Below are 26,024 nucleotides of genomic sequence, written 5' to 3' on the forward strand. Positions count from 1 at the left end.
TCTTTTTATTCAGATCCATAAGCAAAAACTCCTTTCATTCGACTCCCTCAGGGGTTATGGTCGGGTAGTTTTTTGACCATTCGCTCAAAATAAAACGATAACAAACTGAATATTCAGGGGAAAATATGCGCAAGATCACACTGGCGCTCAGCGCCGCCTGCTTATTGTTCTCGCTTAATAGTGCAGTCGTTGCGCGAGCTTCTGCGCCCACACCGGTTTACACCGGAACCACCGCCGCCATCCTTGCTGAACAAGCACCGATCCACTGGGTTTCTGTGGCACAGATTGAAAACAGCCTGATGGGGCGCCCGCCGATGGCCGTGGGTTTTGATATCGACGACACCGTATTGTTCTCAAGCCCGGGCTTCTGGCGCGGTAAAAAAATGTACTCACCGGACAGCGAAGCCTATCTGAAAAACCCGGAGTTCTGGGAAAAAATGAATAATGGCTGGGATGAGTTCAGCATTCCGAAAGAGGTGGCTCGCTCATTGATTGCCATGCACGTTAAGCGTGGCGACAGCATTTACTTTGTGACCGGACGCAGCCAGACCAAAACCGAAACGGTATCCAAAACCTTGCAGGACGATTTTCTAATCCCTGCCGCCAACATGAACCCGGTGATTTTTGCGGGTGATAAACCTGGCCAGAACACCAAAACACAGTGGCTGGAGCAGAAAAATATCAAAGTATTCTATGGTGATTCAGATAACGATATCACCGCCGCTCGTGATGTGGGTGCCAGAGGGATCAGGGTGTTACGTGCCTCTAATTCGACCTACCGACCGCTGCCAATGGCGGGAAGTTTTGGCGAAGAGGTGATTGTGAATTCTGAATACTGAGGTATGCTGATTTTTTGTACAAATCAGGCCTGCCGGGTTTACCTTTTGTCGTCTTGCTGCACACTTAAAGAGGCAGGTACTCAGGTCGCGTTCAACCCATTTACAGGTGAGCAAAGATGACAATCTCGGAGATACTTCAATATTGCATGAATAAGCCCGGCGCAGAGCAAAGCGTCCACAGTGACTGGAAAGCCACGCAGATAAAGGTTGGCGATGTGCTGTTTGCCATGGTGAAAGAGGTTGAAGGTCGCCCGGCGGCATCGCTGAAAACCAGCCCGGAGCTGGCTGAACTGCTACGCGAGCAGCACCATGATGTCCGGCCAAGCAAGCATCTCAATAAAGCCCACTGGAGCACCGTCTATCTTGATGGTTCGTTGCCCGGCTCGCAAATCTACTATCTGGTGGATGCGTCTTATCAGCAGGCCGTTGAGCTGCTGCCGGAATCGACCCGACAACAGCTCTCCGTATGACGATTACAGCAAAGGCTTGAGGAAACGTGCGGTGTGCGACGCTTCGCACTCTGCAACGGTTTCTGGCGTACCGGACACGAGAATTTCACCGCCGCCGCTACCGCCTTCAGGGCCGAGATCCACAATCCAGTCTGCGGTTTTAATCACGTCGAGGTTGTGTTCAATCACCACAATGGTGTTGCCCTGATCGCGCAACTGATGCAGCACGTCGAGCAACTGCTGAATATCCGCAAAGTGCAGGCCTGTGGTCGGTTCATCCAGAATGTACAGCGTCTGACCGGTGCCGCGCTTGGACAGTTCACGCGCCAGCTTCACGCGCTGCGCCTCACCGCCCGACAGCGTGGTTGCTGACTGCCCAAGACGGATATAGGTCAGCCCTACATCCATCAGCGTTTGCAGTTTACGCGCCAGCGCAGGTACGGCATCAAAGAACTCGCGCGCCTCTTCAATGGTCATATCCAGCACTTCGTGGATGGTCTTGCCTTTGTATTTAATCTCCAGCGTTTCGCGGTTATAACGCTTGCCTTTGCACTGGTCGCACGGCACGTAGATATCTGGCAGGAAGTGCATCTCTACCTTGATAACACCGTCGCCCTGACAGGCTTCACAACGACCGCCGCGTACGTTAAAGCTGAAACGTCCTGGCGTATACCCGCGCGAGCGGGATTCCGGCACACCGGCGAAGAGTTCACGTACAGGCGTGAACACGCCGGTATAGGTTGCCGGGTTGGAACGTGGCGTGCGGCCAATCGGGCTCTGATCGATATCGATGACCTTATCGAAATGCTCCAGCCCCTGAATATCGCGGTACGGTGCTGGTTCAGCAAGCGTAGCGCCATTAAGCTGGGTCTGCGCAATCGGGAACAGCGTATCGTTGATGAGCGTCGATTTACCGGAACCGGAGACCCCGGTAATACAGGTAAACAGGCCGACAGGCAGTGTCAGGGTCACGTCTTTCAGGTTGTTGCCGCGCGCACCGGAGAGTTTCAGCACTTTTTCCGGGTTCGCCGCCACGCGCTGTTTCGGCACCTCAATCTTGCGCTTGCCGCTCATGTACTGGCCAGTCAGCGATTCCGGCACCGCCATAATATCCTTGAGCGTCCCTTCCGCCACGACCTGGCCGCCGTGCACGCCTGCGCCCGGGCCGATATCGATAACGTGGTCAGCGGCACGAATAGCATCTTCATCGTGCTCGACCACAATCACCGTGTTGCCGAGGTTACGCAGGTGGATAAGCGTACCGAGCAGGCGTTCGTTATCGCGCTGATGCAGGCCGATAGACGGCTCATCCAGCACGTACATCACGCCCACTAAGCCCGCACCAATCTGGCTTGCCAGGCGGATACGCTGCGCTTCACCGCCGGAGAGCGTTTCAGCCGAGCGGGAAAGCGTCAGGTAGTTCAGACCAACGTTCACCAGGAATTTCAGGCGATCGCCAATCTCTTTCAGTACTTTTTCTGCGATTTTCGCGCGCTGGCCGGAAAGCTTCAGGTTAGTGAAGAAGTCCATCGCGTGGCCGATGCTCATGTCTGAGATGGTCGGCAGCGCGGTATTTTCGACAAACACATGACGCGCTTCGCGACGCAGACGCGTGCCGTCGCAGGTGGCGCAGGAGCGGTTGCTGATAAATTTCGCTAGCTCTTCACGCACAGCGCTGGATTCCGTCTCTTTGTAACGGCGCTCCATGTTGTGCAGCACGCCTTCAAACGGGTGACGGCGCACGGAGGTATCGCCACGATCGTTCATGTATTTGAATTCGATATTGTCTTTACCGGAACCGAAGAGGATCACTTTGTGCACGTTTGCGCTCAGGCTGGCCCACGGAGCCTCAACGTCGAATTTATAGTGTTCTGCCAGCGACTTGAGCATCTGGAAATAGTAGAAGTTGCGCTTATCCCAGCCGCGGATCGCGCCGCCAGCCAGGGACAGCTCCGGATTCTGAATCACACGGTCCGGGTCAAAATACTGCTGCACGCCCAGGCCGTCGCAGGTCGGACATGCCCCCGCCGGGTTGTTGAATGAGAACAGGCGTGGTTCCAGCTCGCGCATACTGTAGCCGCAAATCGGGCAGGCAAAGTTCGCTGAGAAGAGCAGCTCTTCGGCTTTCGGGTCGTCCATGTCGGACACCACGGCGGTGCCGCCAGAGAGTTCGAGCGCTGTTTCAAACGATTCGGCCAGACGTGTCGCCAGATCCTCGCGCACTTTGAAACGGTCAATCACCACTTCGATGGTGTGTTTCTTCTGCAATTCCAGCTTCGGTGGATCAGACAGGTCACACACTTCGCCGTCGATACGCGCACGGATGTAGCCCTGGCTTGCCAGGTTTTCCAGCGTTTTGGTGTGCTCGCCTTTACGCTCTTTAATGATAGGCGCGAGCAGCATCAGGCGTTTGCCTTCCGGCTGTGCCAGCACATTATCGACCATCTGGCTCACGGTTTGTGCGGCCAGCGGCACATCGTGATCCGGGCAGCGCGGCTCACCTACGCGTGCAAACAGCAGACGCAGGTAGTCATGAATTTCGGTAATCGTACCCACGGTTGAACGCGGGTTATGTGAAGTCGATTTCTGCTCAATAGAGATAGCAGGTGACAACCCTTCAATATGGTCAACGTCCGGCTTTTCCATTAACGACAGGAACTGCCGGGCGTAGGCAGAGAGCGATTCAACGTAACGACGCTGTCCTTCGGCGTATAAAGTGTCGAAAGCCAGTGAGGATTTGCCAGACCCCGAAAGCCCGGTCACGACGATGAGTTTATCGCGAGGGATAATGAGGTTGATATTCTTGAGATTGTGGGTGCGGGCGCCCCGAACTTCGATCTTATCCATTCACCTTTCCCGGTAGGAACACTGTTTGCCTGGTTTGTTTGAAGGACAACCGGCTGTCAGAAACGGCTAATTATGACACAAATTGACCTGTTTGAATATACAGTATTGGAATGCATTTTCTGATTCTCTGTGTAACAATGTCGAGTTCGCGAGAGATTTCTGAACTGGCTACGCAACTATGCAAATTGCCGCGTGGAAATGATACACTCGCGCGTTTACACTATTAAGAAACGTATTCAGGAGACACGAACATGGCCAGCAGAGGCGTAAACAAGGTGATTCTCGTCGGTAATCTGGGCCAGGACCCGGAAGTACGCTATATGCCGAGTGGTGGCGCAGTTGCCAACATTACGCTGGCTACTTCCGAATCCTGGCGTGATAAAGCGACCGGTGAAATGAAAGAGCAGACCGAATGGCACCGTGTTGTGCTGTTCGGCAAACTGGCTGAAGTGGCGGGTGAGTACCTGCGTAAAGGTTCTCAGGTTTACATCGAAGGCCAGCTGCGTACCCGTAAATGGACCGATCAGTCCGGTGCTGAAAAATACACGACCGAAATCGTGGTCAACGTCGGCGGCACCATGCAGATGCTGGGTGGTCGTCAGGGCGGTGGCGCACCAGCAGGTGGCGGCCAGCAGCAGGGCGGTTGGGGTCAGCCTCAGCAGCCACAGGGCGGCAACCAGTTCAGCGGCGGCGCGCAGTCTCGTCCGCAGCAGCAGTCTGCTCCGGCGCCATCTAATGAGCCGCCAATGGACTTCGACGACGATATCCCGTTCTGATTTCTGTCAGGCATAAAAAAACCTCGCATTTGCGAGGTTTTTTATTGTGCTCATCAGTACCCGCAGGAATTACTCTGTCAGGTAATTACCATCGGCCAGTCCGGCGGAGTGTGGCTCATTGCTTCAACCATGACGACTTTCACATTTTCCCAGATGGTTGCGATATCCAGCAGGGTGATGCCAAGCAAGCCCGTTGCAAACCAACATGCCGCGCCCAGTCCCAGCACGGTGCTGATCACCGCAAGGCCAGCATAGTCAGATTTACGAAATTGAATATTCAGCGTGCTGGCTAAAAACATCAAAACCGCACTGAACAACGGCCAGCGCAGGAGAACCATGCTGGTGGTAATGGTTGCCATAAACCTATCCTCGAAAAGCAGACGAACGACTGAAACAGTGTTTTGAGTTACATAAGATATGTGAACTATATCACACTTGCTGTTTTATTCGCCAGTGTCAGGATGATGAAAATAGTGGCAGGTATAGACACGAGATATGCTTTTGAACGCAAGTGAAAATATATCTTTGCAGGCTAATGGTGGGCTTTCCTCACTCTTTGTAATGAATTCATTGAGATAGCCAAACCTCTGCAATATTTCAAAAGTTGTATAACGTTTACAGCATAAACCCTATAGATTATGCTTGAGTGGACAAATAAATGTACTCGTAACTAATAATTCAGGTTTTTGAATTTTTTGGTTTTTTTCTGATGCGTATCATTTTCATTACACACAGAGTGTTATTTCATTATTCTGAATTTTTATTCAGTAATTAACGTTTTTTTTAATCTGAATATATGTTGCGGTCGGTCTATCATTTAATGACCTGCGAACAAATGATGAAAGAAAAACGACGCGATATTGTTAATGACAGTATGCAGGCGCTGCACGCACTGGCGAAGCTTATGCCACTGCTTAATTCTCAGTGCTCTTTATCGGAAATGCTGGACACTATTAACCGGGTTTTAGGTTCAACACTTGCCTGGGTCAGCGTTGATGACGATGACGGATTGCAACGAGTGGTGTGCGCAGGTGACGTCACCTGTCACTCTTTTGACGTGACTGATTTTCTTGCCAGTACCGCGCTGCAGCGCCATAACCGATCATGGCGGGTGGTGTACTGGAAAGAGCATATCGGCCGCGCGCTTTTTCCTGCCCAACATCCGGGCTACACGCAGTTACAAAGCGGTGTTTTATGCAAACTCTCTTCACACGACTGGCACTGTAGTGGCTATTTCTTTTTAGCGTTTGATGAACGACTCAATTCTCTCCCGATCCTTAAAAATATCGTGGTGGTGCTGGTTGAGAAGCTAAAAGACTATTTTGAAGAAATTATCGCGCGAGAAAAAACGGCGCAAGAAATGCAACGGGTAGTCACGCAGTATAAAACCTTGTTCGAGCGAGCCCCGGTGCTCATGAACTCCTTTGACAAACATAACCGTTGTGTATTGTGGAATGCAGAGTGTGAAAAAGTGTTTGGCTGGAGTATGGCGGAGGTCGCTGCGCATTCCGATCCGCTGGTTCTTTTCTATCCTGATCCTGAAGAGCGTCGACGGGTGCGGGAGTCTGTGCATGTTTCTCCCCTTAAAGATATGTATGAATGGCATCCTCTGCGCAGAGACGGGATGCAGCTAACCATTCTGTGGTCTAACATCTTGTTACCCGACAACTCGATTCTGAATATTGGTCTGGATATTACCGAGCGGAAAAAAGCTGAACAGCAGCTGGCGGTTAAGGCCACCACTGACGATCTCACCGGCTGTTTTAACCGCTCAGCAATTTTGCAAAAGCTTAAATCGGCGCTGGCGGCGAATTCGCGACAGGATGTAGACAGCCACTTCTGCGTGCTGATGTTCGATCTGGATTATTTTAAACAAATCAACGATGAATGGGGGCATCTGGTTGGCGATGCCGCACTGATCCATTTTTGCGATCGGCTACGGGAAATCAGCCCGGCCGGATCGGCACTGGGGCGTGTGGGCGGTGAAGAGTTTTTACTGTTGCTGGCGCGAACAGACGGCGATGCCGCAACACGACTCTCCAACCAGTTACGTCACATATTGAAGGTAAAACCCCTGATGGTCGGCGACAGAAAGCTGGAGCTTGCTTTTAGTGCTGGTGTGGTTGAAGTGGGCCAGGGTCAGCGCGATACCTCGGCATTACTCACGCGAGCAGATAAAGCGTTATATGATGCGAAGCGTACAGGAAGAGGAAAAACAGTGCTGGCTTCTGATTATTTATAAATCGAATCAGGGATGACTTATCGCCAAATGGCATAAAATTTCATGTTCAACGTGTTCTTTTTTCATGCTGCCAATAGTTTAGCTTAATCACCGATCCTCTGTTGTGTTATCTTAAAACCTCCCGCTCAGACTGGATAATTATTTTCCTTAATAGAAACGGAACGAATACTTTCAGTTTGGCTTACGGGAGAATATTATCGGCATAACGAAAATTAAGATTTTTAATACTAAAAGTCAGTTGCTAACTTCGCATGATTCATGCAACGTAATCACCTGTTTATCAAAGCATCCGGCCTTCATTACTACAGGCGTACAAAATGCAGGGATATAGGGCGGGAAATGAATCGTAGCGCACGGCGCAAGATGCTAAGGGTGGTAGGGATCATCATGGTAGTTCTGCTACCGGTGATGCTTGCGCTATGGTTTGCCCAGCTCAGAGCCGTAACAGAAACAAGTGCCCAATTACGAACATTTGCCGAGCTGGCGTTAGATAAAACAGAGCTTGTAATTCAACAAGTTGACCTGGCGCGTAATGACGCCGAAAAATACCGGGGTAAATTGTGTACGCCTGGACATCGTCAATATATGTTGAACGTTGTGCGTGGCCGTTTGTTCGTCGCTGATTTAATTTATGCTGAAGGTCAGAATTTTCTTTGTTCGACAATTCTTACGCCTGAACACCCTTACTTAATATCTCCCGCCAATTACAAACGTAAGCCTGACGTTGCTATCTATTATTATCGCGATACGCCATTTTTTACCGGTTATAAAATGACGTATATGCAGCGCGGGAATTATGTCGTTGTGGTTAATCCACTTTCTTACAGCGAGGTAATGTCGAACGATCATTCGCTGGCGTGGGGAGTATATGACACCGTTACCAATGCATTTTTTTCAGTCAGCACGCAGGCCAACGTTTCATTATTAAATTCGATGATTCGACATAAGGAATCGACATTTCAAAAAGATGAGCGTTTCTACACGATCATAAATTCCGAAAAACGCCCTATTGCCGCCATCGTTTCGACATCGAATAAACGTTTTTATGAAACGCTCTATCACCAGGCAACTCTGACGCTGCCGCTGGGGATGATTTGTAGCGTTATTATACTGCTGGTGTGGTCACGCACCCATCGTGAACTCAATTCACCAGGACGATTGCTGCACCGGGCGCTGAATAAGCGCCAGTTGTGCGTTCATTATCAACCCATTATTGATATTAAAAATAACCGCTGCGTGGGTGCGGAAGCTCTGCTGAGATGGCCTGGGTTTAACGGTCAGATAGTGATGAGCCCTGCGGATTTTATTCCACTGGCCGAAAAAGAAGGGATGATCGAACGCATTACCGATTACGTTGTTGAAGAGGTCTTCAGCGATCTGGGTAATTTCCTGGCTGAAAATCCCCATCTTTATATCTCGATTAACTTATCGGCTGCGGATTTCCACTCTTCGCGCCTGATCGCTCTGATCTCGGATAAGGCCCGCTTCCACTCGGTTCGCGCGCAGCAGATCAAAATTGAAGTGACGGAACGCGGGTTCATCGATGTTCCTAAAACGACGCCGGTTATCCAGGCGTTCCGCCAGGCGGGTTATGAAGTGGCTATCGATGACTTCGGTACAGGCTACTCGAACCTGCATAACCTCTATTCCCTGAACGTCGATATCCTCAAGATTGATAAATCTTTCGTCGACACACTGACAACCAACAGCACCAGCCACCTGATTGCCGAGCACATTATCGAAATGGCGCAAAGCCTGCGCTTAAAAACCATCGCGGAAGGGGTGGAAACGGCAGAGCAGGTGAGCTGGCTGTTAAAGCGTGGTGTGCAATATTGTCAGGGATGGCACTTCGCGAAAGCGATGCCGCCGCAGGAATTTATGACCTGGCAGCAGCAGCCTTTACGCTAAACGTATTAATTCAACTGATGACGATAATCGCTCGGCGTGCGGTCGAACTCGCGGCGGAACACGCGGGAAAAGGTCTGTTGCGATACATAACCCAGATCCATGGCGATATCAAAAATAGGCCGTTGCGTAGAGCGCAACGCCTGCGCTGCCAGCAGTAGCCTGCGCTGACGAATGTAATCGCCCAGCGTTTGATGCATGACTGTGCGGAACATTCTCTGTAAATACCATTTCGAATAGCCCGACTTCTTAGCGACCACATCAATGTTCAACGGTTGGTCGATATGTTCATCAATCCATTCAATAAGTGTCTGAATAATTTGCTGATGCGACATAAGGTTGCCCCTCTGTAGATACAACTATCTCTGTTGATTCGTCGTTTTCTCTGCGGGGGAGTATAATTCCTCAAGTTAACTTGAGGTAAAGAGGTTTTATGGAAAAGAGATTACCGCGCATTAAAGCGCTCTTAACCCCTGGTGAAGTGGCAAAGCGAAGCGGTGTAGCGGTATCGGCGCTCCACTTCTATGAAAGCAAAGGGTTAATTAAAAGTATTCGTAACGGCGGGAACCAGCGTCGTTACACGCGCGATGTGCTCCGCTACGTGGCCATTATCAAAATTGCGCAACGAATCGGAATTCCCCTGGCCACCATCGGCGATGCGTTTGGCGTTTTGCCGGAAGGACACACGTTGAGCGCAAAAGAGTGGAAGGAGCTTTCCTCCCAGTGGCGTGACGAACTGGACAGGCGCATTCATACCCTGGTGGCATTGCGCGATGAACTGGACGGCTGTATTGGCTGTGGGTGTTTATCTCGCAGCGACTGCCCGTTGCGTAACCCCGGCGACAGGCTGGGCGAGCAAGGAACGGGCGCGCGGTTGCTGGAGGAGGATTGAGTATGTGCGGCCGGTTTGCCGGGTGGCGGCTGCGCCTTACCCGGCCTACAAAACCGAGAACGTAGGCCGGGTAAGCGAAGCGTCACCCGGTAAAAAGCATAATAAAGAACTAAAGCGCCACAAAGGGCGCTTTAGTTTTTCCCGGTCTTTGTCTTTCACTCTATCCCGCTGGTTCACGGGAGGGTTTCCCCCGACATCAGCACCCCTCATGTCGAGCAAGTTGGGGAGGTTCCGGATTGTGCTGACACTTTAATTCTATGCAAGGAGCTGATTTTCGCCAGCGCCAGAGTTCACTTTTTAGCCAAATTATTTTCGCGGTGTTATTCAATTTTCTATAGTTAATCAGTATGAATCACAGGAGAACATGATGATCACCGTACACCATCTTAATCAGTCGCGTTCACAGCGTGTGATTTGGGCGCTGGAAGAACTTTCTTTGCCTTATCAGATAGTTCACTACCAGCGCGAAAAGAACATGCTGGCACCTGCGGCGCTGCGAAAAGTGCATCCGCTGGGTAAATCCCCGGTGATTGAAGATAACGGACTGATTCTTGCGGAGTCGGGCGCCATTCTGGAATATCTCCAGGAAACCTATGACGCAGAGTTTCAGCTTAAGCCACGGGATCCGGCGCATAAGGTGCAATACCGTTTCTGGCTGCACTATGCAGAAGGTTCTCTTATGCCGCTGCTGTTGATGAAGCTGGTCTTTGCAAGCCTGGGAAAACCGCCTATCCCGTTTGGCCTGCGGGCGCTGGGTAAGGTGCTGGGGCAAGGAGTACAAAAGGCGTGGCTCAATCGACAGCTGGAAACCCACGCGCGCTATATCGAATCTTATCTGAGCGAAAACAGCTGGTTTGCCGGCGAACACTTCAGCATGGCCGATATTCAGATGAGTTTTCCGGTTTTTGCGCTGCTGACGCGAGGTGGCGTTGAAAACCTGCCGCATATTCATGCCTGGAAGAAAAGGGTGGAAATGCGTCCGGGATGGCAGCGTACTCTCGAACAAGGCGGGCCGTTCGATATCCCAGGCGAAGGCTGAAATGTTACTAAATTGCGCACAGACGATAACGTTTGCGCATCCTCTGGTTAATTCTTCATCGTCATAAGGTAATTTTAGCGAAAAACGAGAAAGTTAAGTTGAAAAGGGCGGTGATTAGGCTAGATAATCGTTTGCCTTAATTTGACCACCCGTTTTGTAAGCGCGGAGCTAAACGTTTGCTTTTTTTGTGACGCCCCTATTCGTCGCAAACGTAGCACAAGGATTTGACGTTTTGCTGGCAGTGGAGTCTCCACCACGTTTACGGACTTTCTATAAAAACTCTCAGGGGATGTTTTCTATGTCTACGCCATCTGCGCGTACTGGCGGTTCACTTGACGCCATGTTTAAAATTTCTGCACGCGGCAGCACCGTGCGCCAGGAAGTCGTTGCCGGTCTGACAACGTTTCTGGCGATGGTTTATTCCGTCATCGTTGTACCGGGGATGCTCGGTAAAGCAGGCTTCCCGCCTGCGGCTGTTTTTGTTGCCACCTGCCTTGTGGCCGGTGTGGGCTCCATCGTGATGGGCCTGTGGGCGAACCTGCCACTGGCCATCGGCTGTGCCATCTCTCTGACCGCATTTACCGCATTCAGCCTGGTTCTGGGTCAACACATCAGCGTGCCTGTTGCGCTCGGTGCCGTGTTCCTGATGGGTGTCCTGTTTACGGTGATTTCTGCAACCGGTATTCGTAGCTGGATCTTGCGCAACCTGCCGCACGGTGTGGCGCACGGTACGGGGATCGGTATCGGCCTGTTCCTGCTGCTGATCGCGGCTAACGGTGTTGGTCTGGTTATCAAAAACCCACTGGACGGCCTGCCGGTTGCCCTGGGTCACTTCGCCAGCTTCCCGGTTATCATGTCTCTGATTGGCCTTGCAGTGATTATCGGTCTGGAAAAACTGAAAGTTCCGGGCGGTATCCTGCTGACCATTATCGGTGTTTCCGTTGTTGGCCTGATTTTCGATCCGAACGTTCATTTCTCCGGTATCTTCGCCATGCCATCCCTGAGCGATGACAAAGGCAACTCCCTGATTGGTAGCCTGGATATCGTTGGCGCGCTGAACCCGGTGATCCTGCCAAGCGTACTGGCGCTGGTGATGACGGCGGTGTTTGATGCCACCGGTACTATCCGTGCGGTAGCAGGCCAGGCGAATCTGCTGGACAAAGACGGCCAGATTATCGACGGAGGTAAAGCACTGACCACCGACTCCCTGAGTAGCGTCTTCTCAGGCCTGGTAGGTGCAGCGCCAGCGGCGGTGTACATCGAGTCCGCAGCGGGCACGGCGGCAGGCGGTAAAACCGGCCTGACAGCCATCACCGTTGGCGTGCTGTTCCTGCTGATCCTGTTCCTCTCCCCACTTTCTTACCTGGTGCCTGCGTATGCAACGGCACCGGCGCTGATGTATGTCGGCCTGCTGATGCTGAGCAACGTGGCTAAAATCGATTTCGCTGATTTCGTTGATGCCATGTCAGGCCTGATTACTGCGGTGTTCATCGTGCTGACCTGTAACATCGTTACCGGCATCATGATCGGTTTCGCATCGCTGGTGATTGGCCGCCTGGTGTCCGGTGAGTGGCGTAAGCTGAACATCGGTACTGTGGTCATCGCAATTGCGCTGGTCGCGTTCTACGCGGGTGGCTGGGCGATTTAAGTTATCGATTTATGCGAAAACGGGTGGCTTTGGCCGCCCGTTTTTATTTTCGGAACACACATCGTTGCCAATTGCGTTACTCTCTGGAAGATAGAATAGAGGCACGACGCCTTCCGTTGTACACAAGAATCATCGCAAACAGGGAACGCATGGAAATCTTCTTCACAATACTCATCATGACCCTTGTGGTCTCGCTATCCGGGGTTGTCACCCGCGTACTGCCGTTTCAGTTACCCCTGCCATTAATGCAAATTGCCATCGGTGCGCTGCTGGCATGGCCGACTTTTGGTTTACACGTCGAGTTCGACCCGGAGTTGTTCCTCGTGCTGTTTATCCCGCCACTGCTGTTTGCTGATGGCTGGAAAACCCCGACGCGAGAATTCCTTGAGCACGGGCGAGAGATCTTCGGCCTGGCGCTGGCGCTGGTGGTCGTGACCGTGGTGGGCATCGGGTTCCTGATTTACTGGGCGGTGCCGGGTATCCCGCTGATCCCGGCCTTTGCGCTGGCGGCAGTGCTGTCGCCAACCGATGCCGTGGCGCTTTCCGGCATTGTCGGTGAAGGCCGTATTCCGAAGAAAATCATGGGCATCTTACAGGGGGAGGCGCTGATGAACGACGCTTCCGGCCTGGTAGCCCTGAAGTTTGCCGTGGCGGTGGCGATGGGGACAATGGTCTTCACCGTGGGTGGCGCCACTCTGGAATTCTTTAAGGTGGCGATTGGCGGTATCCTGGCAGGCTTCGTGGTGAGCTGGCTGTATGGCCGTTCACTGGGCTTTCTCAGCCGCTGGGGCGGTGATGAACCTGCCACGCAGATCGTGCTGCTGTTCCTGCTGCCGTTCGCTTCTTATCTGATTGCTGAACATATTGGCGTGTCGGGCATCCTCGCGGCGGTTGCGGCAGGGATGACCATCACCCGTGCGGGTGTTATGCGCCGTGCGCCGCTGGCGATGCGTCTGCGTGCAAACAGTACCTGGGCGATGCTGGAGTTCGTGTTTAACGGCATGGTATTCCTGCTGTTAGGCCTGCAACTGCCGGGCATTCTGGAATCTTCACTGGTGGCGGCAGAAGCCGACCCTAACGTTGAAACCTGGATGCTGTTCACCGATATCGTGCTTATTTACCTTGCGCTGATGCTGGTCCGTTTTGGCTGGCTGTGGACGATGAAGAAATTCAGCGTGCGCTTCCTCACGAATAAGCCGATGGAGTTTGGTTCATGGACCACGCGCGAGCTGCTGATTGCCTCTTTTGCCGGGGTGCGCGGGGCGATCACCCTTGCCGGTGTGCTCTCCATTCCGCTGCTGCTGCCGACGGGCGATGTCTTCCCGGCTCGTTACGAGCTGGTGTTCCTGGCGGCGGGCGTGATCCTTTTCTCGCTGTTTGTCGGCGTAGTCATGCTGCCAATCCTGCTCCAGCATATCGACACGGGCGACTCGACTCAGCAGCATAAAGAGGAGCGTATTGCCCGCGCGGCGACGGCAGAAGTGGCGATTGTCGCGATCCAGAAAATGGAAGAACGCCTGGCGTCAGATGCCGAAGAGAACATCGACAACCAGCTGCTGACAGAAGTGAGTTCACGCGTTATCGGGAACCTGCGCCGCCGTGCCGACGGGCGAAATGATGTGGAGAGTTCGCTTCAGGAAGAGAATCTGGAGCGCCGCTTCCGCCTTGCGGCGTTGCGTTCAGAGCGTGCCGAGCTGTATCACCTGCGCGCCACGCGTCAGATCAGTAATGAGACGCTACAAAAACTATTGCACGATCTGGATCTGCTGGAAGCGTTGTTGATAGAAAATCAGTAGTGCTTTTTGCCCGGTGGCGCTGCGCTTACCGGACCTACGTGCTCGATCGGTTCCCTCTCCCTGTGGGAGAGGGTTAGGGTGAGGGGATCCAAAACCCCTCACAACACTGCAACCACGCCTGCGCGCTGTGCGACAAATAGACCCCTTCGCGCCAAATCATTCCTAGCTGCCAGTGCAAATCGCTCTCCAGCGGGATCCAGCGCAGGGTGTTTTTATCCAGCCGCTCGCAGATAGGCTGCGGCAAAATCGCAATCCCCACCCCTGCCTGAACCATGGCCGCCAGAAAGTCCCACTGACCGCTTCGCACCGCAATGCGCGGTTTCACGTTGTGCTGGTTAAACAGCGCCATCAGCTGACGGCTGAGGGCAAAATCTTCGTTGTAGATAAGCAGCGGGTGCTCGCCCAGCAGTTCGGGTTTTACCGAGTCTATCTTCAGCCAGTCGCCGGAGCGTGGTACCAGCACGCACAGTGGATGACTAAAGAGCGGCAGGGTGGCCAGCCCGCTTTCTTCTTCAACGGGAAGCGCGGTCATCGCCACGTCCAGCTCACCGTTGGTGACGGCCTGCTGCACGGTTAAGCCGCCGAATTCGGAAATTTTCAGTTCCACGCCAGGGTAGCGCTGGCGGAACAGGCCGATCGGCCCGGCCATCATCATCCCCACCATCGGCGGGATGCCCAGACGCAGCAGGCCTTTGGTCAGATGGTTAATATCACCCAGCTCCGCTTCCAGCTGGCGAAACTCCGCCAGGATAGCCAGCCCGCGCTCAAACACCACGCGGCCGGTATCGGTCAGCAGCAGCTTGCGGCCGTCGCGAATAAGCAGCGTACAATTCAGTTCATCTTCGAGGTTTTTCAGCATCTTGCTGATGGTAGGTTGGGTGACAAATAACTTCTCCGCTGCGCGGGTAAAACTCTGCTGACGAACCACTTCGACAAAATAGCGCAGCGTTCTTATGTCCATGATTATTCCTCGAAACTATGCATTTGATGATTTTAATTCATTTCAGTCCATTACGTGTGGTCACTATACTGGCGCTTCATCGCATTTTTGAGGAAATCCCCCATGGCCGTGGCGTTAAGTCGTGTTACGCCTGCCGTTGTGCAACGACTTCAGGTACCGGTTCAGGTACTGCTCTATGCCGCGCTGTTTGTTTTCGCGGAATATCTTGTCAGCTGGCTGCATCTGCCGCTGCCTGCCAATCTGGTCGGGATGGTGCTGATGCTGACGCTCATTCTTTGCCGCGTTGTTCCCCTCAACTGGGTCCGCGCTGGTGCTCGCTGGTTGCTGGCAGAAATGCTGCTGTTCTTTGTCCCGGCGGTGGTGGCGGTAGTGAACTACGCGCAACTGCTGATGGTCGACGGCTGGCGTATTTTTGCTGTTATTGCCCTGAGCACGCTGATGGTGCTGGGCGCGACGGCCTGGGTAGTGGATAAAGTCTATCGGTTTGAAATCAGCAGGCAGAAGCATGACTAACTTTCAGATAAGCGTGCTGTGCCTGATTGCCACCCTGGTTATCTACTTTGCCAACAAGCGTCTGTATCGCCGTTTTCACGCCCTGCCGCTGATGCCGCTGGTGTTCACGCCGATCCTGCTGGTGCTGATGCTGGTGTTCGGGCACATCTCCTGGCAGAACTACATTGGTGAATCCCACTGGCTGCTGTGGCTGCTCGGTCCGGCAACTATCGCTTTTGCGGTGCCGGTATACGACAACCTGGCGATCATCAAACGCCACTGGATGTCGCTGAGTGCGGGCGTGATTACCGCCACGGTGGTGGCGGTGTGCAGTTCGGTCTGGCTGGCGCGGCTGTTTACCCTGTCGGATGAAATTCAGCGCAGCCTGGCCGTGCGTTCGGTGACCACGCCGTTTGCACTGGCGGCAGCGAAACCGCTCGGCGGGCAGCCGGATCTGGTGGCGCTGTTTGTCGTCGTCACCGGAGTCTTCGGCATGGCGGTAGGCGATATGCTGTTTCTGCGCTTGTCTATCCGTGAAGGGATGGCAAAAGGGGCCGGGTTTGGCGCCGCTTCCCACGGTGCAGGAACCGCACGTTCTTACGAACTCGGTCAGCAGGAGGGCGTGGTCGCAAGCCTGGTGATGATGCTTTCGGGCGTGGTGATGGTGCTGATTGCGCCGCTGGTGGCGTGGGTGATGTTTTAAACTCCCCGGCCAGATGACCGGGGAGGAAGAGCAGCTTAGTGCGCGCGGCCTTGTTCGACGCCCAGGCCGGTTTGTGAACGGATAAACTGGGCGCGGAATTTCTCGCGTTCCAGGTTCCCCTCCGCTGTGTTATCGGTGGCGGAGAAGATCCAGATCCCGATAAACGCCACGGCGATAGAGAACAGCGCCGGGTACTCATACGGGAAGATGGCTGTCTCGTGACCGAGGATCTGCACCCAAATCGTCGGGCCGAGGATCATCAGGATCACCGCCGTCAGCAGACCCAGCCAGCCACCAATCATCGCGCCACGGGTGGTCAGTTTTGACCAGTACATCGAGAGCAGGATAATCGGGAAGTTGCAGCTTGCCGCAATCGAGAAGGCCAGCCCCACCATAAAGGCGATGTTCTGTTTTTCGAACAGAATGCCCAGCAGGATAGCCACAACACCCAGCACCAGCACCGTGATTTTGGAGACTTTCAGCTCATCGCGCTCGCTGGCCCCTTTACGGAATACGTTGGCATACAGATCATGCGATACCGCCGATGCGCCAGCAAGCGTCAGCCCGGCAACCACTGCAAGGATGGTGGCAAAGGCCACAGCCGAGATAAAGCCGAGGAACAGGTTACCGCCCACCGCGTCCGCCAGATGCACCGCCGCCATGTTGTTACCGCCAATCAGCGCGCCCGCAGCATCTTTAAACGCCGGGTTTGCCCCTACCAGCATGATGGCGCCAAAACCGATGATAAAGGTCAGGATGTAGAAGTAACCCATAAAACCGGTGGCATAGAAGACGCTCTTACGCGCTTCACGCGCATCTGACACCGTGAAGAAACGCATCAGGATATGCGGTAAACCCGCGGTACCAAACATCAGACCCAGGCCGAGAGAGAGCGCCGATATCGGGTCTTTCACCAGCCCACCCGGGCTCATGATCGCTTCCCCTTTCGGGTGCACCGCCATCGCTTCGGTAAACAGGTTATTGAAGCTGAAGCCGACATGCTTCATGACCATAAAGGCCATAAAGCTTGCGCCAAACAGCAGCAGCACGGCTTTGATGATTTGTACCCAGGTGGTCGCAAGCATCCCGCCGAACAGCACGTACATCACCATCAGCACGCCGACCAGTACCACGGCCACGTGGTAGTTCAGGCCAAACAGCAGTTCGATAAGCTTGCCTGCACCCACCATCTGGGCAATCAGGTACAGCGCCACAACCACCAGCGATCCGCAGGCAGAGAGGGTACGAATCGGGCCTTGTTTCAGGCGATACGATGCCACATCAGCAAAGGTGAAGCGTCCGAGGTTACGCAAGCGTTCGGCAATCAGGAACAGAATGATTGGCCAGCCCACGAGGAAGCCGAGGGAGTAAATCAGGCCGTCATAACCGGAGGTGTAAACCAGCGCTGAGATCCCCAGGAACGACGCAGCAGACATAAAGTCGCCGGCAATTGCCAGCCCGTTCTGGAAGCCGGTAATGTTGCCGCCCGCGGTGTAGTAATCATTACGCGAGCGTACGCGTTTCGACGCCCAGTAAGTGATATAGAGCGTCAACAGCACGAAAATCAGGAACATGATGATCGCCTGCCAGTTAGTTGGCTGGCGTTGGACTTCGCCGGTAATGGCATCGGCTGCGTTTGCCGCAAAGGGAAGTGTGGCGGCAAGCGCCGTCAGGACTCGCTTCATGATGCTTTTACCTCACGCAGGACTGCTTTATTAAGACGATCAAACTCGCCGTTCGCACGCCAGACGTACACGCCGGTCAGCACAAACGAAATGACAATCACGCCAATGCCAATGGGGATCCCGCGCGTGACGCTGGTACCCTCATGCAGCGGGGTCCCGAGCCAGTGCGGGGCAAAGGCGATAAGCAGAATAAAGCCGACGTAAATAATCAGCATGATGATGGAAAGTAAGAAGGCAAACCGTTGCCGTTTTTCGACGAGCTCCCTGTAGTGCGCACTATTCTCTATCTGCTGACAAATATCGTTATTCATCACAGAGTCTCCAGAGTTTTGTAGGGTAGGTGTTTGTAGTTATTCCCTCTCCCTTGAGGGAGAGGGTTAGGGTGAGGGGGTAAGGTGCGGTCTGATGCCCTCACCCCGGCCCTCTCCCACGGGGAGAGGGAGAAAACAGCATTACGATGGCATTGCGATGGCTTGCTTCTCTTCGAGCAGTTTTTCCACCACGCCAGGATCGGCGAGCGTTGAAGTATCACCGAGGTTACTGGTGTCACCGGCCGCGATTTTGCGCAGAATACGGCGCATAATTTTGCCGGAGCGGGTTTTCGGCAGGGAGTCCGTCCAGTGCAGAACATCCGGTGTGGCAAGCGGGCCAATCTCTTTACGTACCCAGTTGCGTACCTCAGCATACAGCTCTGGTGACGGCTCTTCACCGTGGTTCAGCGTAACGTACGCGTAAATCGCCTGGCCCTTAATGTTATGCGGTATACCCACCACGGCAGCTTCGGCAATCTTCGGATGCGACACCAGCGCAGATTCAATCTCCGCCGTACCCAGGCGGTGGCCGGAAACGTTCAGCACATCGTCCACGCGTCCGGTTATCCAGTAATAACCATCTTCATCACGACGTGCGCCGTCGCCGCTGAAGTACATGTTTTTAAAGGTGGAGAAGTAGGTCTGCTCGAAGCGCTCGTGATCGCCGAACAGGGTACGCGCCTGGCCTGGCCAGGAGTCGGTGATGACCAGGTTACCTTCGGTTGCGCCTTCCAGCGGATGGCCTTCGTTATCCACCAGCGCAGGCTGTACGCCGAAGAATGGGTTGGTTGCAGAACCCGCTTTCAGCTGGGTCGCACCTGGCATTGGGGTGATCATGAAGCCGCCCGTTTCGGTCTGCCACCAGGTGTCCATCACCGGGCATTTCTCGTTACCGATTTTCTTCCAGTACCACTCCCAGGCTTCCGGGTTGATGGGCTCGCCCACTGAACCGAGAATGCGCAGGGAAGAGCGGTCAGTGCCTTCGATGGCTTTGTCGCCTTCCGCCATCAGCGCGCGGATCGCCGTTGGCGCGGTATAGAGGATGTTGACCTTGTGTTTGTCGACCACCTGGCACATGCGCGCCGGGGTCGGCCAGTTCGGTACGCCTTCAAACATCAGGGTGGTAGCGCCGCAGGCCAGCGGGCCGTACAGCAGGTAGCTGTGCCCGGTGACCCAACCCACATCGGCGGTACACCAGTAGATGTCGCCCGGGTGGTAGTCGAACACATATTTAAACGTGGTTGCCGCATAAACCAGATAGCCGCCAGTGGTATGCAGCACGCCTTTTGGTTTACCGGTGGAGCCGGAGGTATAAAGGATAAACAGCGGGTCTTCCGCGTTCATCTCTTCTGGCTGGTGCTGGTCGCTCGCGTTTTCAATCAGATCGCTCCACCACAGGTCGCGACCCTCTTTCCAGTCGATCTTACCGCCGGTACGCTTGAGCACCACAACGTTGCTGACGCTTTTCACATTCGGGTTTTTCAGCGCCTCATCGACGTTTTTCTTCAGCGGGATACCGCGACCGGCGCGCACGCCTTCGTCGGCGGTGATCACCAGTTTAGAATTTGAATCGACAATACGACCGGCCACCGCTTCTGGCGAGAAGCCGCCGAAGATGACGGAGTGAATGGCGCCGATGCGCGCGCACGCCAGCATGGCCACCGCCGCTTCCGGTACCATTGGCATATAAATAGCCACGACGTCGCCTTTTTTAATGCCCTGCTCCAGCAGCACGTTGGCAAAGCGGCACACGTCGCGGTGCAATTCTTTATAGGTAATGTGTTTGCTCTGAGAGGCGTCGTCGCCTTCCCAGATGATAGCCGTCTCGTTCCCACGTTCGGCAAGATGGCGATCCAGACAGTTCGCCGCCAGGTTCAGCGTGCCATCTTCATACCATTTAATGGAGACGTTACCTGGCGCAAAGGAGGTGTTTTTCACCTTCTGATAAGGTTTGATCCAGTCAAGAATATGACCCTGTTCACCCCAGAAGATATCCGGGCTGGAGACGGATTGCTGATACTTCTCGTGGTACTGCTCCGGGTTGATCAGGCAACGGTCCGCAATGTTTGCGGGAATGTCGTGTTTATGGATTTGGCTCATGGCTTTTTTTCTCCTTGTAAGATGTTAATAATATGTCGCAAAAACGTTAATTGTAGGGGCTTTACAAGCTTTGTTTATTATTTGGGCGGCAGATCACGCATTGTTTGAATAGTATGAAAAATGAGCGAATGAAACTTTGAAGGGAAATAATTTAGTTGAAGGATTATTCACAATTGTGCAGAAAAAAGCGTTTTTATAACAAAAGGTTATTTATAAGAATTATTACAAATTAGCGTCATAGCCCCTTTTTGTAGTGAAAAGCCTCGTTCTTTAAGGCTTGCGCAGGATGCCGTACAAATGATACTCATACGCCGCGTTAAAAAATCCCATAAACCAACGCAACACAATTCATACCCTTTCAGTATGTTTCCATATTCATGCAGTTTTGGTGAACTGGATGCTTCATTGAGGAAGTCTGTTTCTATGAAAAACGTTAAAGTCAGCCTGGCCTGGCAAATCTTGCTAGCCCTTGTGCTGGGTATCCTGCTGGGTAGTTACCTCCATTATCATAGCGACAGCCGCGAGTGGCTGATTGCGAACCTGCTCTCTCCGGCAGGCGATATCTTTATTCATCTGATCAAGATGATTGTTGTCCCTATTGTTATCTCTACGCTGGTGGTTGGCATTGCGGGCGTGGGCGATGCAAAACAGTTAGGCCGTATCGGCGCGAAGACCATCATTTATTTCGAAGTGATCACGACGATAGCCATTATCCTGGGTATCACCATGGCGAATGTGTTCCAGCCAGGTTCCGGGATCGACATGTCGCAGCTGGCGACCGTGGATATTTCGAAATACCAAAGTACGACCGCGGATGTGCAAAGCCATGCCCACGGGCTGATGGGGACGATCCTGTCGCTGGTGCCGACCAACATTGTGGCATCGATGGCGAAAGGCGAAATGCTGCCAATCATCTTCTTCTCTGTGCTGTTTGGTCTGGGGCTTTCTTCCCTGCCAGCAACGCACCGTGAACCGCTGGTGACGGTATTCCGCTCTATCTCTGAAACCATGTTCAAAGTCACCCACATGGTGATGCGTTATGCGCCGGTAGGGGTGTTTGCCCTCATCGCCGTCACGGTAGCGAACTTCGGTTTTGCTTCTCTGTGGCCGCTGGCGAAGCTGGTTATCCTGGTGCACTTCGCGATCTTGTTCTTCGCGCTGGTGGTGCTCGGGATTGTGGCGCGCATTTGTGGGCTGAGTATCTGGATCCTGATCCGCATTCTGAAGGACGAGCTGATTCTGGCGTACTCCACTGCCAGCTCTGAAAGCGTGTTGCCGCGTATTATCGAGAAGATGGAGGCCTACGGTGCGCCAGCTTCTATTACCAGCTTCGTGGTGCCGACCGGTTACTCCTTTAACCTGGATGGCTCAACGCTGTACCAGAGTATTGCCGCCATCTTTATTGCCCAGCTGTACGGTATCGATCTCTCGCTGTGGCAGGAAATCGTACTGGTGCTGACCCTGATGGTGACCTCAAAAGGTATCGCAGGCGTGCCGGGCGTGTCGTTCGTGGTGCTGCTGGCAACGCTGGGTAGCGTCGGTATTCCGCTGGAAGGCCTGGCATTTATCGCCGGTGTTGACCGTATCCTCGACATGGCCCGTACGGCGCTGAATGTGGTGGGTAACGCGCTGGCGGTGCTGGTTATTGCCAAGTGGGAACACAAATTCGACCGCAAAAAAGCGCTGGCGTATGAACGTGAAGTGCTGGGTCGTTTTGATAAGACGGCTGACCAGTAATGTAAAAAAGCCCGGTGGCGCTGCGCTTACCGGGCCTACTGTACTATTCGCGCGGAGAACATTACTCCCCGCTCAACGCATCGAACTCTTCACATCCCGTATCAAACCCTTCGGAACAGCTCAGGTTTAACCAGTACAGCGCCTTCTGTTTATTCGGCGTGATAAAGCCTTTTTCGCCCTGCTGGAACAGCATTCCCGCCCAGTATTCGGCATATCCGGTGCGCGATAATGACGAACTGCGTTTGAACCAGGATGCCGCTTTTGCATCGTCCTGAGCCACTTCAACACCGTTGGCATAAATCAGCCCCAGCAGCAGTTGGGCGTCGACTGCGGAGTCGCTATCAATATCTTCGGTGGCCGTTTGCAGCAATTTGATGGCCTGCGGGTAATCGGTTTTGCCCGCCTGAGTGTTCACCAGCACGCGCGCCAGCATAATTGCGCCACGTTTGCTGCCCGCAATGGTTGCCTGCTGCGCCAGTGCCTTAGCTTGCGCATAATTTCCCTGGGTAAAGAGGATTTGCGAGAGCAGCCCCATGGCGTCAACATCGCCACCTTTTGCGGCTTTCTCGGCCCACAGCGCCGCTTGCTTGCTGTCGCCGGAGCTAAAGTACGTATCGGCCAAATAATACTGGGCACGGGCGTCACCCGCTTCAGCCTGTTCCTTGTATTGGCTGCCAATTTCATCCGCGTAAGCGAATGACGTAATAAGGAACAACAGCAGAAAAATATGTTTCATGGGTTCTTATCATCTGGGTACATGCCGCGCAGTATAATCGCGGCGACAGAAGAAAAAAATGGGTGCATTAAGACCTCAGCATCCTACAAGCCGGGCGGAAGCATCGTTCCGCCCGATGAGATTAGCCTGCAAGGCAGGCTAATTTCGCCGCCACCTCCTGATGTTCACTCTTTATTGTCAGCTCGCACAACCTTCCGCGATTAATAAAGGTAAAAATCACTATGGTCAGGCAGATAATAAAGACAATGCCTAACACAGTTTTTAATGGCGTCATGCCTTTTACTCCTTGTGTAAAAAAGAATAAGAGGCTACTCTCAACCTGTTGGTTGTTGAGGGGTAGCCTCGGGTGAATGAAAATTTCCCGGGGCTTTCCACTTTCTGTCCCTCAACATGCTCAAGACAGAAAGTCTTAAGCACTCGCCGCACATCTTATCTCTCTGAAATAAAATGCAAAGATGTAATTCTTTTTCGCGCGAATTACATTATTTCTGCGAGCCGATTTCCAGAACAATAATTGAAATTTTTAATGGTTTAAGCGGAAATAAAAAGGGAGTGAATATCTCACTCCCTTTATTCATCGTTTAATTAACGGCTTCACCCCATTGCACTTTCACGCAGACGGGCTTTCAGCTTGTTATATTCGTCGATGACATACTGTTCGGCAGCATGTTGATCGGCAATCGGCTCTACGCGCACGGCGCAGTATTTATACTCCGGCGTTTTGGTTATCGGGCTTAAGTTCTCCGTCACCAGTTCGTTACAGGCACCGATCCACCACTGGTAGGTCATATAGACCGCCCCTTTGTTGGGTCGATCGCTGACCTGCGCGCGGGTGATGATGCGGCCTTTACGTGAGTTCACCCACACCAGAGCTTCATCCTCAATGCCAAGACGTTCAGCGTCGGCGGTGTTGATCTGCGCATAGCCTGGTTCATCCGCCAGGGCGGCCAGCGCAGCACAGTTGCCGGTCATTGAACGACAGGAGTAGTGGCCCACTTCACGCACGGTGGAGAGCACCATCGGATACTCATCAGTGAGTTTATCGATTGGCGCGACCCAGTCGCAGGTGAAGAACTGTGCCAGCCCGTTCGGGGTGTCGAATTTCTCCTGGAAGAGATACGACGTACCCTGATCGGCGTCTGACTCATCGCGGCATGGCCACTGGATATACCCCAGTTCACCCATTTTGTCATAGGTGGCCCCGTAGAAGTCCGGGCACAGATGACGCAACTCGTCCCAGATTTCCTGGGTGTTGTTGTAGTGCATCGGATACCCCATACGGGTGGCGATTTCGCTGATAATCTGCCAGTCGGTTTTCAGATCCCACTTCGGTTCGACCGCCTTAAAGAAGCGCTGGAAGCCACGGTCTGCCGCCGTATAAACACCTTCATGCTCTCCCCATGACGTTGACGGTAAAATCACATCCGCCGCCGCCGCGGTTTTAGTCATAAAGATATCCTGGACAATCACCAGCTCCAGATCCTCAAACCCTTTACGCACTGCAGACAGCTCGGCATCGGTCTGGAGTGGATCTTCACCCATGATGTACGCCGCACGCACTTCGCCATGCGCCGCACGGTGCGGCAGTTCGCTGATGCGATAGCCAGTATGTTCAGGCAGGCTTTCCACGCCCCAGGCCTTCGCGAACTTCGCGCGGTTTTCCGGGAACTTCACGTATTGGTAGCCCGGATAGGTATCCGGCAGCGCGCCCATGTCACATGCACCCTGCACGTTATTCTGACCGCGTACCGGGTTCACACCGACATGCGGTTTCCCCAGGTTGCCGGTCAGCATGGCAAGGCTCGTCAGGGAGCGCACGGTTTCCACGCCCTGATAGAACTGGGTCACACCCATCCCCCACAGAATAGCTGCGGTTTTTGCTGTCGCGTACATCCGTGCAGCCTGGCGGATCTCCTGTGCGCTGACGCCGGTTATCGCTTCAACCGACTCTGGCGTGTAGCCTTCGACAATTTTACGATACTCTTCAAAGCCTTCCGTACGGGTGGCGACAAACGCCTTGTCGTACAGATTTTCCTCAATAATGACGTGGCCCATCGCATTCAACAGCGCGATGTTCGAGCCGTTTTTCAGTGCGATGTGCATATCCGCAATGCGCGCAGTTTCAATTTTGCGCGGATCGCAGACGATGATTTTCGCCCCGTTGCGTTTCGCGTTAATCACGTGGTTCGCGACGATAGGGTGAGAATCCGCCGGGTTATAGCCAAATATAAACACCAGATCGGTGTTATCTATCTCGTTGATCGCATTACTCATTGCGCCGTTACCAACCGACTGGTGCAGACCTGCAACCGATGGGCCGTGTCAGACGCGAGCGCAGCAGTCGACGTTATTGGTACCAATAACGGCGCGCGCGAATTTTTGCATTACATAGTTGGTTTCATTACCGGTCCCGCGTGATGAACCGGTTGTCTGAATCGCGTCCGGGCCATACTTGGCTTTGATGGCGCTCAGGCGCGTGGCGACGTAATCCAGCGCTTCGCTCCAGGAGACGGATTCCAGCTTGCCACCGCGTTCGCGGCGGATCATCGGGGTTTTCAGGCGCGGGGTCAGGATCTGGGTATCGTTAATAAAATCCCAGCCGTAGTAGCCTTTCAGGCACAGCGTGCCCTGGTTGGTTTTCCCCTGTGCCGCCTCCGCCCGTACGATTTTACCGTTATCGACCACCAGGTGGATCTTGCAACCTGAGGCACAATAAGGGCAAACCGTGACGACTTTTTTCATCGCTTTTGCTCCAGTTAAACAGTTCTTTTGCACCTATTATGCAGCTTCTATGCCATGTTTTTATTGTGGGTATCCCCAGACTTTACGGCCTATTTCTGGACAAAACGCTGACGAAAAACAGGCA

General features: G+C 53.4%; 22 protein-coding genes. 12 read left to right on the plus strand and 10 right to left on the minus strand.

Features of this window, described 5'->3' with window-relative positions:
• Positions 1–125 precede the first annotated feature (125 nt).
• Both aphA and N1249_RS01385 read left to right on the plus strand, forming a co-directional pair.
• Positions 126–839: an acid phosphatase AphA gene (gene aphA / locus N1249_RS01380; RefSeq protein WP_259833957.1), complete on the plus strand. Its 714-nt coding sequence runs from the start codon at positions 126–128 to the stop codon at positions 837–839.
• 116 nt (positions 840–955) lie between these two features.
• Positions 956–1,309: an MmcQ/YjbR family DNA-binding protein gene (locus N1249_RS01385; RefSeq protein WP_014068524.1), complete on the plus strand. Its 354-nt coding sequence runs from the start codon at positions 956–958 to the stop codon at positions 1,307–1,309.
• A 3-nt stretch (positions 1,310–1,312) separates the two neighbouring features.
• Here the strand turns inward: N1249_RS01385 and uvrA are convergent, their stop codons facing one another.
• Complete coding sequence (gene uvrA, locus N1249_RS01390; protein ID WP_166718273.1) at positions 1,313–4,135, minus strand: excinuclease ABC subunit UvrA; 2,823 nt, start codon at positions 4,133–4,135, stop codon at positions 1,313–1,315.
• A 251-nt stretch (positions 4,136–4,386) separates the two neighbouring features.
• Between uvrA and ssb1 the strand changes: the two genes are divergently transcribed.
• Entirely contained in the window at positions 4,387–4,911 is a 525-nt protein-coding gene (gene ssb1, locus N1249_RS01395; RefSeq protein ID WP_014068526.1) for a single-stranded DNA-binding protein SSB1, read from the plus strand.
• Positions 4,912–4,988: 77 nt separating this feature from the next.
• Here ssb1 and N1249_RS01400 read toward each other — a convergent pair whose 3' ends face one another.
• Positions 4,989–5,270, minus strand: coding sequence for a YjcB family protein (locus N1249_RS01400; protein WP_014068527.1), 282 nt, complete (start codon positions 5,268–5,270; stop codon positions 4,989–4,991).
• Positions 5,271–5,749: 479 nt separating this feature from the next.
• Between N1249_RS01400 and N1249_RS01405 the strand changes: the two genes are divergently transcribed.
• A complete protein-coding gene (locus N1249_RS01405; RefSeq protein WP_259837935.1) occupies positions 5,750–7,153 on the plus strand; it encodes a sensor domain-containing diguanylate cyclase in 1,404 nt (467 codons plus the stop codon).
• A gap of 339 nt (positions 7,154–7,492) precedes the next feature.
• Positions 7,493–9,061: an EAL domain-containing protein gene (locus N1249_RS01410; RefSeq protein WP_259833959.1), complete on the plus strand. Its 1,569-nt coding sequence runs from the start codon at positions 7,493–7,495 to the stop codon at positions 9,059–9,061.
• A 5-nt stretch (positions 9,062–9,066) separates the two neighbouring features.
• Here N1249_RS01410 and soxS read toward each other — a convergent pair whose 3' ends face one another.
• Complete coding sequence (gene soxS, locus N1249_RS01415; RefSeq protein WP_003860277.1) at positions 9,067–9,393, minus strand: superoxide response transcriptional regulator SoxS; 327 nt, start codon at positions 9,391–9,393, stop codon at positions 9,067–9,069.
• 98 nt (positions 9,394–9,491) lie between these two features.
• Here soxS and soxR point away from each other — a divergent pair, with 98 nt between their 5' ends.
• The 4 genes from soxR (at position 9,492) to N1249_RS01435 (ending at position 14,433) form a co-directional block, all read left to right on the plus strand.
• A complete protein-coding gene (gene soxR / locus N1249_RS01420; protein ID WP_259833961.1) occupies positions 9,492–9,950 on the plus strand; it encodes a redox-sensitive transcriptional activator SoxR in 459 nt (152 codons plus the stop codon).
• 367 nt (positions 9,951–10,317) lie between these two features.
• Positions 10,318–10,989 carry a glutathione S-transferase family protein gene (locus tag N1249_RS01425; protein WP_259837937.1) on the plus strand — a complete coding sequence of 224 codons (672 nt, stop codon included), beginning with the start codon at positions 10,318–10,320 and terminating at the stop codon, positions 10,987–10,989.
• Positions 10,990–11,287: 298 nt separating this feature from the next.
• Positions 11,288–12,637 (plus strand): guanine/hypoxanthine transporter GhxP, encoded by a 1,350-nt coding sequence (ghxP, locus tag N1249_RS01430; protein WP_259833963.1) that lies wholly within the window; start codon positions 11,288–11,290, stop codon positions 12,635–12,637.
• Between the two features lie 149 nt (positions 12,638–12,786).
• Positions 12,787–14,433, plus strand: coding sequence for a Na+/H+ antiporter (locus tag N1249_RS01435; RefSeq protein ID WP_259833964.1), 1,647 nt, complete (start codon positions 12,787–12,789; stop codon positions 14,431–14,433).
• Between the two features lie 73 nt (positions 14,434–14,506).
• On the opposite strand, the gene N1249_RS01440 is transcribed toward N1249_RS01435, so the two are convergent.
• Positions 14,507–15,394 carry a LysR family transcriptional regulator gene (locus N1249_RS01440; RefSeq protein WP_259833966.1) on the minus strand — a complete coding sequence of 296 codons (888 nt, stop codon included), beginning with the start codon at positions 15,392–15,394 and terminating at the stop codon, positions 14,507–14,509.
• 102 nt (positions 15,395–15,496) lie between these two features.
• On the opposite strand from N1249_RS01440, the gene N1249_RS01445 reads away from it, so the two are divergent.
• Positions 15,497–15,907 carry a CidA/LrgA family protein gene (locus N1249_RS01445; protein ID WP_166718274.1) on the plus strand — a complete coding sequence of 137 codons (411 nt, stop codon included), beginning with the start codon at positions 15,497–15,499 and terminating at the stop codon, positions 15,905–15,907.
• A complete protein-coding gene (locus N1249_RS01450) occupies positions 15,900–16,589 on the plus strand; it encodes an LrgB family protein (protein WP_014068536.1) in 690 nt (229 codons plus the stop codon). Before N1249_RS01445 ends, N1249_RS01450 begins: the two co-directional genes overlap by 8 nt.
• A 35-nt stretch (positions 16,590–16,624) precedes the next feature.
• Here the strand turns inward: N1249_RS01450 and actP are convergent, their stop codons facing one another.
• The 3 genes from actP to acs form a co-directional block, all read right to left on the minus strand.
• Positions 16,625–18,274: a cation/acetate symporter ActP gene (gene actP / locus N1249_RS01455; protein WP_259833968.1), complete on the minus strand. Its 1,650-nt coding sequence runs from the start codon at positions 18,272–18,274 to the stop codon at positions 16,625–16,627.
• Positions 18,271–18,585 carry a DUF485 domain-containing protein gene (locus N1249_RS01460; protein ID WP_259833970.1) on the minus strand — a complete coding sequence of 105 codons (315 nt, stop codon included), beginning with the start codon at positions 18,583–18,585 and terminating at the stop codon, positions 18,271–18,273. The genes actP and N1249_RS01460 overlap by 4 nt, the downstream gene beginning before the upstream one ends.
• Positions 18,586–18,726: 141 nt before the next feature.
• Positions 18,727–20,685, minus strand: coding sequence for an acetate--CoA ligase (gene acs, locus N1249_RS01465; protein ID WP_166718276.1), 1,959 nt, complete (start codon positions 20,683–20,685; stop codon positions 18,727–18,729).
• Between the two features lie 423 nt (positions 20,686–21,108).
• Between acs and gltP the strand changes: the two genes are divergently transcribed.
• The gene (gene gltP, locus N1249_RS01470; protein WP_041161982.1) at positions 21,109–22,422 is read left to right on the plus strand and encodes a glutamate/aspartate:proton symporter GltP; all 1,314 of its coding nucleotides are present in this window, start codon (positions 21,109–21,111) and stop codon (positions 22,420–22,422) included.
• A gap of 61 nt (positions 22,423–22,483) precedes the next feature.
• Here the strand turns inward: gltP and N1249_RS01475 are convergent, their stop codons facing one another.
• The 3 genes from N1249_RS01475 to fdhF all read right to left on the minus strand — a co-directional run bounded on the left by N1249_RS01475 (position 22,484) and on the right by fdhF (position 25,900).
• The gene (locus N1249_RS01475) at positions 22,484–23,158 is read right to left on the minus strand and encodes a tetratricopeptide repeat protein (protein ID WP_259833973.1); all 675 of its coding nucleotides are present in this window, start codon (positions 23,156–23,158) and stop codon (positions 22,484–22,486) included.
• 121 nt (positions 23,159–23,279) lie between these two features.
• Positions 23,280–23,432 (minus strand): Hok/Gef family protein, encoded by a 153-nt coding sequence (locus N1249_RS01480; protein ID WP_166718278.1) that lies wholly within the window; start codon positions 23,430–23,432, stop codon positions 23,280–23,282.
• A gap of 320 nt (positions 23,433–23,752) precedes the next feature.
• Positions 23,753–25,900: a formate dehydrogenase subunit alpha gene (gene fdhF / locus N1249_RS01485; RefSeq protein ID WP_259833974.1), complete on the minus strand. Its 2,148-nt coding sequence runs from the start codon at positions 25,898–25,900 to the stop codon at positions 23,753–23,755.
• Positions 25,901–26,024: the final 124 nt, after the last annotated feature.

It is taken from the genome of Enterobacter sp. CP102 (assembly GCF_025152625.1).
GTDB lineage: Bacteria > Pseudomonadota > Gammaproteobacteria > Enterobacterales > Enterobacteriaceae > Enterobacter > Enterobacter soli.